The organism is Aeromonas sp. ZOR0001, from assembly GCF_000801015.1.
GTDB classification, from domain to species: Bacteria; Pseudomonadota; Gammaproteobacteria; order Enterobacterales; family Aeromonadaceae; genus Aeromonas; species Aeromonas veronii.
The window spans coordinates 36,345-46,901 of record NZ_JRJY01000022.1 but is presented as its reverse complement, the minus strand read 5'-3'; the positions used below and the strand labels follow the sequence as shown (position 1 = coordinate 46,901).

Annotated in this window: 9 protein-coding genes; 1 reads left to right on the top strand and 8 read right to left on the bottom strand. The window is 59.2% G+C overall.

What is annotated here, in order from left to right; genetic code table 11:
- Positions 1–9 precede the first annotated feature (9 nt).
- Genes hybE through hybO form a run of 6 tightly spaced genes read right to left on the bottom strand, consistent with a single transcriptional unit; the run spans position 10 to position 6,123 of the window.
- Positions 10–549 carry a hydrogenase-2 assembly chaperone gene (gene hybE / locus L972_RS02730; protein ID WP_047435215.1) on the bottom strand — a complete coding sequence of 180 codons (540 nt, stop codon included), beginning with the start codon at positions 547–549 and terminating at the stop codon, positions 10–12.
- Complete coding sequence (locus L972_RS02725) at positions 531–1,061, bottom strand: HyaD/HybD family hydrogenase maturation endopeptidase (RefSeq protein ID WP_047435212.1); 531 nt, start codon at positions 1,059–1,061, stop codon at positions 531–533. Before L972_RS02725 ends, hybE begins: the two co-directional genes overlap by 19 nt.
- Positions 1,061–2,764 (bottom strand): hydrogenase 2 large subunit, encoded by a 1,704-nt coding sequence (gene hybC, locus L972_RS02720; protein ID WP_047435209.1) that lies wholly within the window; start codon positions 2,762–2,764, stop codon positions 1,061–1,063. The genes L972_RS02725 and hybC overlap by 1 nt, the downstream gene beginning before the upstream one ends.
- Positions 2,761–3,948: a Ni/Fe-hydrogenase cytochrome b subunit gene (gene hybB, locus L972_RS02715; protein WP_021230238.1), complete on the bottom strand. Its 1,188-nt coding sequence runs from the start codon at positions 3,946–3,948 to the stop codon at positions 2,761–2,763. The genes hybC and hybB overlap by 4 nt, the downstream gene beginning before the upstream one ends.
- Entirely contained in the window at positions 3,941–4,987 is a 1,047-nt protein-coding gene (hybA, locus tag L972_RS02710; protein WP_047435206.1) for a hydrogenase 2 operon protein HybA, read from the bottom strand. Before hybA ends, hybB begins: the two co-directional genes overlap by 8 nt.
- Before the next feature lie 2 nt (positions 4,988–4,989).
- Positions 4,990–6,123, bottom strand: a complete 1,134-nt coding sequence (gene hybO / locus L972_RS02705; protein WP_047435203.1) for a hydrogenase 2 small subunit — start codon at positions 6,121–6,123, stop codon at positions 4,990–4,992.
- A 1,260-nt stretch (positions 6,124–7,383) separates the two neighbouring features.
- Between hybO and L972_RS02700 the strand changes: the two genes are divergently transcribed.
- Complete coding sequence (locus tag L972_RS02700; RefSeq protein ID WP_047435200.1) at positions 7,384–8,430, top strand: GGDEF domain-containing protein; 1,047 nt, start codon at positions 7,384–7,386, stop codon at positions 8,428–8,430.
- 44 nt (positions 8,431–8,474) lie between these two features.
- On the opposite strand, the gene L972_RS02695 is transcribed toward L972_RS02700, so the two are convergent.
- Entirely contained in the window at positions 8,475–9,611 is a 1,137-nt protein-coding gene (locus L972_RS02695; RefSeq protein ID WP_047435197.1) for a glycosyltransferase family 4 protein, read from the bottom strand.
- A gap of 12 nt (positions 9,612–9,623) precedes the next feature.
- Positions 9,624–10,557: glycosyltransferase family 4 protein (locus L972_RS02690; RefSeq protein WP_231560892.1), on the bottom strand; the 934-nt coding region annotated here is incomplete at its 5' end.

Sequence of the window (10,557 nt, the reverse complement as noted above, 5' to 3'; positions counted from 1 at the left end):
ACCTAGCGACTATGCCGGTTGACCGCGCCGGGCACCGAATAGCCGTCTGCGCCCCAGATCCACGCCGCCAGCCCCTTGCTGCACCGGCAAGGAGAGCAGCATCTTGAGGGTGCTGCCCACCAGTGCGCGCCCCTCCCCGGCCCCGAGATGGGGAGCGAGCGGCGACATCAGGGAGCAGGCCAGCAACTGACCACTTTCGGGCAGTTCACCCACCATAAAGGTCATGTTGCCGCAGGGGAGCTGCAGGGCGAGCCGATCGCTGCTGCTTCGCACCGGCCAGAGTTGATCCGGCCCCGGCAGCACCACCACGCTCAACATCCAAGGGGTGAGCACGCAGCCGAGCCACTGACCTTCAAACAGCACGCACTCCGCAACGATGGGCATGGTGGCGTGATAGAAGGGCAACGCCTGCATCTCTTCGCGAGCGATCCGCTCGTACTGGGCTACCAGCAGAGGCGCGGGATCGCTGGCAAAACCGGCAAATTCCTGCGCCGTCTCCGGTACTCTCTCCAGCACTCTCTCAACCTCGCTTAAATGGGACTGCGCCATAGGCCCTCCCGCGCTTGTTCAGCTTTCTCCTGCTCAGAGAGCGGGATGGCGGGGGCGCCGACACTGGCCAGCAGGGTCAAAATCCGATCCGTCGCCTCCCCCATTGCGGCCGCCACCACAGGGGTGAGCCCGATACGCGGTTCGAGGGATTCGGGCTCGACCCCGATCAGGGTGAGCCGCTTGGGCGACTCCCCCGTCATATGCAGCGCCGAGAGCACATCCGCCAGCCCCAGCTGATGGGGGGAGATCTTGCGGCCAAACAGGGTCGGGATCTCCTCATCTTTCAGAGTCACTACGGTGCCCGGCGGATTACCGCTACTCACCGCATCCGCCAAAATGATGTGATCGCGACTGGCCATCGCCTCCAGCAGCTCCATGCCAGCCGTACCGCCATCGAGCAGCTCGATGCCTGGGGCGAAACGGTATTCCCGCCCCAGTCCCTCGACGATGCGAACCCCCACCGCCTCATCGCTCAAGAGCAGGTTGCCGACGCCCAGGATCAGGATGTTCATCACAACACCTTCACCTGAGTTGTTTCGCCATTCTGGGTATCCACCACATGCACCGCACAGGACATGCAGGGATCGAACGAGTGGATGGTGCGCACCACCTCCAGCGGTTTGGCGGGATCCGCCACCGGGGTGCCCACCAGAGATTGCTCGTAGGGGCCGGGTTCATCGTTGAAGTTGCGCGGGCCCGAGTTCCAGGTCGATGGCACCACCGCCTGATAGTTCTCGATCTTGCCGCCCTTGATGACGATCCAGTGGGAGAGCATGCCGCGTGGTGCCTCTTCAAAGCCCACTCCGCGAAACTCCTTGTCCGCCGGGATCTCCGCCTTGATATAGGCGGTGGTATCCCCCTTGCCGATGTTGTCCACCAGCGCCTTCCACTGATGGGACAGGGTGTCTTTCAGCACACAGCAACGCACCGCACGGCCGATGATGCGGCCCATGGTGGAGTGCAGCTGCTCGGTCTTGATGGCCGAGCCGGTGAGCGCCTTGTAGATGCCATTCAGCTGATCGAAGTGCGCCACCGTCTCCGGGTGTTTGGCGGCAAGCTTGACCAAGAGGTCTGCGAGCGGCCCCACCTCCACCACCTTGCCGTAGAAGGTGGGGGATTTGACCCAGGAGTATTTGCCGTCATCCTGCCAGCCGGTGTAGTCGGGCTCGGTCTTGCCCTCCCAAGGCTTGAGGGGAGCGTCATCCTTGTACCAGGCGTGCTTGTTGCTCTCGGCGATGCCCTCCATCAGCCAGCTATCCTGATGGCTCTCGATGGGGCGATATCCCGCCAGATTGCCATTCTCGATGTAGCCGCCCGGCATCAGGAAGCTGCCGCCGTTGGCGTCGGTGGGGAGCTCCGGCACGCTCAGGTAGTGTTTGGCCCCCTGCCCCAGGTTCAGCCACTCGGGGTAGTGGGCGGCGATGATGGCGGCATCCACCTTGTAGACCTGCTCGATAAACTCGCCAAGCCGGTCGATAAAGCTCTTCACGTAGAGCAGCCGTTCCAGGTTGAGCACGCTCGGTGCATCCAGATTGATGGGGTTGGCCACGCCGCCCACCGCCAGATTCTGGATGTGCGGGCTCTTGCCACCGAGGATGGCGACAATGCGGTTGGCATCGCGCTGGCACTCCAGTGCCTGCAGGTAGTGGGCCACGGCGATGAGGTTCACCTCCGGGCTCAGTTTCATCTCCTTGTGACCCCAGTAGCCGTTGGCAAAGATGCCAAGCTGGCCGCTCGCCACCAGGGCGCGGATCTTGTCCTGCACCTTGGTCAGTTCATCGGCACTGTTGAGGGACCAGGTCGATACCCCCTTGAGCATGTCTGCCGCTTTTTGCGGATTGGCCTCAAGGGCCGCGGTGATGTCCACCCAGTCCAGCGCGGAGAGCTGGTAGAAGTGGACGATGTGATCGTGGATGTTGTGGGCCGCGATGATGAGGTTGCGGATGTACTGGGCGTTGACCGGCACCTTGGCACCGATGGCGTTCTCCACCGCCCGCACCGAGGCGATGGCGTGAATGGAGGTACATACCCCGCAGATCCGCTGCACGATCATCCAGGCATCGCGCGGGTCGTTGCCCTTGACGATCTCCTCCATCCCGCGCCACATGGTGCCGGACGACCAGGCTTTGGTCACTTTGCCGCCTTCGATTTCGCAGTCGATACGCAGGTGCCCCTCAATGCGGGTGATGGGGTCTATGGTGATACGTTGGCTCATACGTTGGCTTTCCCTCGGGCCTGATAATCTTGGTGAACACGTTCAAGTGATGGCAGTACCGGCAAGAGCCGGATCAACAGCAAATAGGCACACACCTCGATGGCAACAAAGCCCAGAGAGATCAGCACCTCCTCCGCAGAGGGGAAGTAGTGGTAGCCATTGCCGGGGTTGAAGGCGAGCAGGGAGTAATCCAGCCGCCAGAGGGCGGCGCCCAGCAGCATGCTGAGGGCCCCCAGGAACAACATGCGCGAATCCCGGCGGCTCTTGTCCCAGTGGAACACCAGCAGCGGGAAGATCATCAGCGCAATCTCGCTCCAGAACATGATGGAGAAGCGATTGAACTCGGAGAGATACTCCGACTTGTCGTGGATGACGATCTCGGCAAAGCGCAGCGCCACAAACAGGATCAGGAAGATATCGATCACCTGGGTCAGCTTGTAGAAGAGCGACTTCTCATTGGGGCCCCGCCCCGCCAGTCCCGCCTGCACCAGAGAGCCCTCAAATACCACGATAGAGAAGCCCATGATGAAGGCGGTCAGCAGCGAAAAGACCGGCAGCAACTCGTAGCTTTGCCAGAGCGGATGGATCTTCTCTCCCGCGACGATCATCAACGAGCCCATGGAGGATTGGTGCATGGTGGGCAGCAGGGCCCCCAGCGCCAGCACGAAGAACATGATCTTGTTGAGGCGAATGAGGGACGCCTTCCAGCCGAACTTCTCCAGCAATACCGGCGCAAACTCCAGCGCCATCACCCCGATATAGATGGTCATGCAGACCGCCGTCTCGAACAGCACCGAGGAGGTGTTGAAGTGACCGGGCAGGTAGAAGTACGGCAGGTTCCAGTAACGCCCCACGTCGATGGTGATGGAGAGGCCACCGAGCGAGTAGCCAAACAGGCTCGCCAACAGGGCCGGTCGCACCAGCGGGTGATACTCGCCCCGGTTGAACACATAAACCGCCCAGGCCAGCGCCCAGCCGCCACAGGCGAAGCCGGTACCGATCAATAGATCGAACGAGATCCAGAGTCCCCAGGGATAACCGCCATTCAGATCGGTGACCGAACCCAGCCCGAAGACGAGGCGTTTTAAAATCAACATGCCGCACAGCACGGCAAAGGGGGCCAGCACCAGCACAGGCCAGCTGACCAGCTTGCCGCCGAGGGGATACGCCTTGTGATTACTCATGATCCTTGCCTCCCTTTGTGGTGCCCTGATCCTTGATCTGCACACTCCCCTGATCATGGCCATCATCGTGATGGTGATCGCGACCATTCTTGGTGTTGCGGCGAATGAGCACCGAGAGGCCGGTCAGCACCACCATGGGCAGCACCATCCCCTTGTAGAGGGTGTGCTGGATATGCTCGGAGCGGGCACCGGAGGAGAGCTCCGGCAAGTCGGGCATGTCGAGCTTGGTATAGGGCACCCCGGCCAGCACCAGCACCTGGGTGCCGCCCCCCTCCTTCTCGCCATAGACGTAAGGCTGGTAGTTGGGCACTTCGTGCAGGTAGGGGTCGTTTGCAGAGAGGGTCTGGCGCGGATAGGCATATTCGCTGCCCGGGGTCGCCAGCAGGCGACGCTTGGCCTCGGCCATCAGCTCCTCGCGGGTGCCGAAGATGACGGCGCCGGTAGGGCACACCTCGACGCAGCCGGGCAACTTGCCCTGATCGATCCGCTCCAGCCCTTTCTGGTTGCAGAGCTCGCACTTGTGGATCGCCCCCAGCGGATTGTCGTAGTCATATTTGGGCACATCGAACGGGCAACCCACCATGCAGTAGCGACAGCCGGTGCAGACGCTCGGGTCGTAGTGAACGATGCCGGTCTTGGGATCTTTTTTAAGCGCCTGCACCGGACAGACAGAGACGCAGTTGGGATCGACACAGTGCATGCACTGCTTCTTGATGTAGGCGTAGCCATCCACCAGCTGATCCTTGTGCTCGCCAGTGCCGCTCTTCCACACCTGAATGATGTTGTTGGTGTAGGGGGTCAGCTTGTCGTTGTTGGACCAGGTTTGCGCCCCGGCTGGATTGACCGGGTTGCCGTTGAGGCGCTGACACTCTGCCACACAGGCCTGACAGCCGACGCAGAGGGTAGAGTCGTAGAGCATGCCGAGTGACCTGGGAATGGGCGGCTTGTTCTTGGCCGCCGCCAGTGCGGTGCCGGGTACGGCTGTGCCCGCCGCCAGTGCACCGACGGAGGCGAATTTGAGGAAGTTTCGTCTGTTCACGGTTACTCCTCCCGTGATGGGTGCTGCCCGGCTTCGTGGCGCTTCTGCTGGCGACCGAGTTCACGCACCGTCATCAGACTCACCCCTACCAGCACCCCGAGGGCGCCACCGATAAGGCCAGTCGCGGTGGGCGAGGTATAGCCCCCCTCCTGAATTTTCACATCGGGTTTATCCACCCGCGGGGTCGGGTTCTCGACCTTGGCGAGCTGGAAGATCCCCTTGCTAAAACCGACCCCCTGCTCGTTGCAGCCATAACAGGGGTGACCGATACCGACCGGCCAGATGCCGCCGCCCACATCGCAGAACTCCAGGGTCGAGCAGTTGCCGTAGGTCTCCGGCCCTTTGCAGCCCAGGTGGTAGAGACACCAGCCCTGCCGGTGGCCCTCATCGCCAAACTCCTTGGCAAAACGCCCTGCATCGAAGTGCGGACGGCGCTCGCAGTTCTCGTGGATCAGCCGCTCATAGGCAAACAGCGGACGCTTCTTGCTATCCAGCGCCGGCAGCTTGCCGTAGGTGATGTAGTAGGCAACCGTGGTGAGGAAGTTGTGGGGATTGGGCGGGCATCCCGGGATATTGATGATCGGGGTGCCGATATTGCCGAGCGCCTCTTCCAGACTGACGGCACCGGTCGGGTTGCCGCCGCTGGCAGGCACACCGCCCCAGGCGGCGCAGGAGCCGATGGCGATGACGGCAGCGGCATCACTGGCGGCACGGCGAATATGGTCGACGATAGGCTCACCGGCCACCATGCAGTAGACACCACCATCTTTGAGCGGAATGGAGCCATCCACTACCAGCACATACTTGCCTTTATAGCGCTTGATGGCGTTGTGCTTGTTCTCTTCCGCCTGATGACCAAAGGCCGCCGAGAGTACCTCGTGGTACTCCAGCGAAATGGTGTTGAGGATCAGGTTCTCGATGGTGGGGTGGGTGGCGCGCAGCAGCGATTCGGTACAACCGGTGCACTCCTGCGCCCCAATCCAGATCACCGGCGGCCGTTCGGGGCTGGTGAGCGCAGTGGCCATCTTGGCGACGGCATGCTGACTTAATCCCAGGGTTGCGGCCATCCCGGCACACAATTTCATAAAATCACGGCGATTAATCCCATGAGCCGATAAAAAATTATCCTCGACCATTCTACTTATTCCCGTAGTGAGCACTTGTTTGATAAATGCTTAATAGCGGAAATGCTAAGGACTCACCCACCCTGCAGTATTGATCTCCATCAATTTCGACCAGCTTCCCCCTATTTTCATAGCGAGCCACATCACAAATGAAATTAATTACCCCCAAAGAGATATTTAGCAACTCCGTAAATTTTATGAACTTAATTGGATATTAAATAATTAATCACCGCATATCCTCTCTTTCACTGTAAGCCAAATTAACATGATTGAAATCTTGGCTATACCGCTCATTTCACAATACTGATGCCCACCCATAAATGATCCATTGAATATATCTTTACTCATTCCATTGCATATTCCATACAGTCATCCACGGAACAACCTCCTGACTTGCCTCTCCACACCAGAACTGTCTCACGGCCAGCTACCACCGGTAGCAAGCACGGCCTGCACGGCACGATTTACCTGCTGTCGCTTGGTTTCAGTTTGCATTTTACCTGCGCTTCAGTGCGACACGTTCTACTGCGAGCCCACACAGTACAACCCCGCTTGGCCTCCCTGATGTTTAACACCGCTTAATGAAAAGATGCCGCCGAGGTATGCATATCAGTATGACCTCCCCCACTCTTTATTGTCTTGAATGCTGGTGAGTAAAATATCGCGCTCACGGATATGTTTACGCATCATCGTGAATCTGCATTCAAATTAATGGTAAGAGAAAAGGCAAGGTGGAAGGCTGTCTGCAACATAGACATCATATTTAACTTGCGATGCATTCGCTCATCCGGTTACAGATGTTACCGCCCACCTTCACACTATTTACCTTCACGTCACCCCGCTTAATTAACCAGAGCGTAAATATCCATCTCCATCGATATAGATGATAATTATTCTTGTTCAACTGCAGCAAAAAGAAATGAGCGGGGATGACGATGAACATGACAAACGATAAGGGTGTTAATCATCAGCCAAGCAGTGGCTCCAGCCACTACCTTGCCTGATCGAACTCGAACTCGTTGACAGCCCTGCTCACCTTGTGAAATGCAGCCCGCAGCGGCCGCCGTTGCAGAGAGATGCCTACCCCTGACTGCCTCTGATAACCACGCCATGGAGCCTTGATTCTGGCTGGCCCTACGGACACTAGCCAAGTGCGGGAATTGAACAAAAAAACGAGAAAAATCAAGATAGATAGCCAATTAAAATGACATAATTGACTATAGTTCAATCGAACGTTTGAAAAACGTGACCACTTCACATGGACCCAGCGCAATGACCACTGAACGGGAACTGTTGATCCGCTCACTGTTTGATGAGTACATCGAGCTGTATTCATCACGGGATGATCGGCTCACCACGCGGTTTAGCGACAATTTCAGCGGTTTTGCCGGCAGCAGTGATGTTCTGGTTACCGATAGGGATGAGTGGATACGGATAACCCGCCGCGATTTTGCCCAGATCCCGGACAGGATCCGCCTGGAAATACTCGATGTGACCCTGCAAGATCTGGCCGCGGATGTGGTGGCTGTCACCGCCTTCTTCCATATCCATCTACCGAAATCAGAACCTATCCTCTCCCGCAGAACCGCCAGGCTGGTGCTGATTTTTCGACACGAAGCCATGGCGTGGAAAATTGCTCACAGCAGTATCTCCATCCCTTACAGTGCGGCTCGGGAAAGCGAAATTTACCCGATGACCAGTCTGGAGGAGCGCCAACATGAGCTGGAGCTCATTATCGAGCTCAGAACCAAGGAGCTGGCGGAAGCGAACCGGAAACTGGAAGCGCTCAGCAATACCGACGGGCTAACCAATATCGGCAACCGTCGTCTGTTCGACAACTCATTGAACCAGGCCTGGGAGCACTGTATTCAGACAGAGATGCCGATTGCGCTCATCATGCTCGACATCGATCATTTCAAGCAGTTCAACGACCTCTATGGCCACGTTGCCGGTGACGAGTGCCTTCGATTGCTAGCCCATACCCTGGCGCTATCCGGGCGCCGCTCGGGGGAGTTGGTGGCTCGCTACGGCGGAGAGGAATTTGTCATCCTGTTGCCACATGTCGAGCGTCAATCCGCCTATGAAATTGCCCAACATATCCAGCGGCTGATTTTTGCACTCGCGCAGCCACACGCACAAAATGCCACCGGTCTGGTGACCGTTAGCATGGGTGTTGCCTGCCTCAGACCATCGAGTTACTGGCAGCCCTCTGAACTGGTAAAACTGGCTGATGCTGCGCTCTACACCGCCAAATCATCCGGCCGTAACTGCATCAGAGTGGCGGAGTCACCCAGCCTCCCGCAACCAGTCTGCCCATAAGTCCCTCATACACCCCCATTCTCCCCGTGGGGAACCACTGCGCGCTAACCATGCACGGCAAGGCTCAACGCATCCCATCGCAACATGCCTTCCCACTGATCCAGTGTGCTTTGATAGGTATCTGCCGCGTTGTAATGGACCATGGCATGCAGGCGGGCATGATGGCCCAGTCGCTTGACCACGTCGGGCATGGCATTGAGGCTGGCCAGCACCCGCGCCAGATCGCCGGGATCGTTTGGCTGATATTTGCGGCAATTCACGTCATCGGTGAGGTGTCGATCCCACCAGGCCCCATCGGCCGGGATCACTACGCATAATCCTGCCGCCATGGCCTCCAGAATGGAGAGGCCAAAGGGCTCCTGATGACTGGTGGAGACAAAAATGCCGCATTGTGATCGGATCTCGTCAAGATTGGCGGGGTTGGCATACCAGTGCGTGTCTGGCAGCTGTGGCTGAGGCTGGCTGCAAGGTTGCAGCGTGCCCTTGGGCTGCAGATAGCACACCATCAGCTCGGGGCGAGCGTCAGGGATCAGTTGATGGGCGGCCAGCATGGTCTCCAGTCCCTTCCAGCGCAGCAACGAGGCCGCCCACAAAATACGGGGCCCCCCCAAGGTCACTTTGGGCCAATCAATCTCGCTCAAACCATTGGTAAATGGCTGCCAGTGTGACGGGAACTCGGTCTCACCAAGCCGGGCCAGCAATGCCACCAGGGAGCTTCGCGTCGACTCCAGATAAAACACAAAACTCGCCCGCTGCAGGGCTCTGGCAGAGAGCCCCGAGCACCCCACAGGGCCATGGATTAGCTGAACCACCCGGCACCGCAACCAGCGGGCCGCCCAGTAACAGCAGAGATCCACTCCCGGCCCGGACGCCGCCACCAGGCAATTCACCTGCCCCAGACGCAACACCAGCCAGAGGATCAGCAGGGTTTGCCACCCCTGTTTGAGCAGATAACCGATGCCGGACTCCCGCCCCTTCAATATGTGGGGCAACCAAAGGGGATGATGCTGACAACGGGGCCAGGAGTCGGGATCCTGGGTCAGCACATGGCATGTGAGCCCGGGCATCCGTTTGGCCAACTCATCGAGCAGCACTTCGGTCGCAACCTTGGAGCCACCGCGAAACGGGATGGGATCCACGACGATGACCTTTCCAAACACCGGCTCAGTTTGCATGCTCATCTTGCTGCTCCCTTACTCTGGTACCTTGCGGCGGCCAAACCCCAACTGCACTTTTTGCGCCACTCTTGCCATCCCACTCGCCAGCATATTGCGCCCTCTGGCAAGGAGTCGTTGCCCCGCCCAGTAAATGAGTTGTCGGAAGGGTGTGGAGGCCGTGACGTGCCACTGACCAGCCAGCGCGGCGTCCCACACCGCCGTGACCCCGTCAACGTAGCGCGCCACCGTGAACAACTGTGCGGCACGCAACTGAGCGGCCCGCCCCATTTCACATCGGCGCTGCGGATTACTCAATTGCCGCCAGTGATCAGCCATCTCGGCCCAATCCCCCGGGGTCGCCAGCAAGCCGGTCACCCCCTCTTCCACCACTTCGGGGATGCCGCCCACCCGATAGGCACTGACCGGGAGCCCCAACCTGCCCGCCTCCGCCAACGTCAGACCAAACACCTCCTCACGGGCTCCGGAGACCAGCAGATCCACCCCGCCTCGCAAGATAGCGGCACTGTCCGGCCGCTCGCCCAAAAAGTGGACCCGCTCGGCCACCCCGAGCTCGACAGCCAACGCCATCAATGCTTCCCGCTCCGGGCCGCTGCCAATGATCAGCAACTGGGCCTCCTCCCCCGATGCCATCAGGGCAGCCAGCGAGCGGATCAGCAGATCAATCCCCTTGCGTTTGATCAATGAGCCGACGGTTGCGATGATCATATCCCCCGGGGGCAAGCCCAGCATGCCGACGACCGGCCAGTGAGCACCGCCATTCAGGCGAGCTGCATCCACCCCGTTGGGTATCCGGATCAACCGCTCGGCCGTGCAGCCATCCTGGCGCCAACCGGTCAACACCGGCTCGCTCACCCCGATCAGCACGCTTGCCTGATGAACCCGCAGGCTGAATCTGTCTCTTGGCTGGTAACGGGCATGGAGGTGGCACACCAGCGGTACCTGCAACGCC